Source organism: Glaciimonas sp. Gout2 (assembly GCF_035018905.1).
Lineage (GTDB): Bacteria > Pseudomonadota > Gammaproteobacteria > Burkholderiales > Burkholderiaceae_D > Glaciimonas.
This window is the reverse complement of record NZ_JASJXA010000132.1, coordinates 1-614: the sequence shown is the minus strand read 5'-3', so window position 1 is coordinate 614 and position 614 is coordinate 1. Positions and strand designations below refer to the sequence as shown.

The 614-nt window shown below is 55.2% G+C and carries 1 protein-coding gene; it reads left to right on the top strand.

The window, feature by feature from the left end:
• A partial coding sequence (locus QN379_RS23475; protein WP_323507772.1) for an aldehyde dehydrogenase family protein occupies positions 1–614 on the top strand: 614 nt, incomplete at both ends.

Here is a 614-nt window from a genome sequence, read left to right as displayed (position 1 = left end):
CTAATGGGTACGACCGAAACCAGACGTGCGATTGCTGCCGCTAACGCGGCCTGGAAATCATGGCGTCGTAAAACGGCCAAAGAGCGCAGCGTGGTTTTGCGTAAATGGAATGATCTGATGTTGGCGAATGCGGATGATCTGGCGCTGATCATGACATTGGAACAAGGCAAGCCGCTGGCTGAAGCCAAGGGTGAAATCACTTATGCAGCCTCTTTTATTGAATGGTTTGCTGAAGAGGGTAAACGCGCTGGCGGTGACACCATTCCATCGACCTCGCCAAATAATCGTATTGTTGTGATCAAGGAGCCGATTGGCGTTTGCGCGGCGATTACGCCTTGGAATTTTCCCGCAGCGATGATTACCCGCAAAGTTGGCCCGGCGTTGGCTGCGGGATGTCCGATGGTGCTGAAACCTGCGGAATCCACACCTTTCTCAGCGTTGGCGCTGGCAGTACTGGCGGAGCGCGCCGGTGTTCCAGCGGGTGTGTTTAGCGTTGTCACAGGCGCTGCCCGTGTCATCGGTGCAGAAATGACCAGCAATCCGATTGTGCGTAAGCTGACGTTCACCGGTTCAACCGGCGTCGGACGTTTGTTGATGGAGCAATGTGCGCCAAC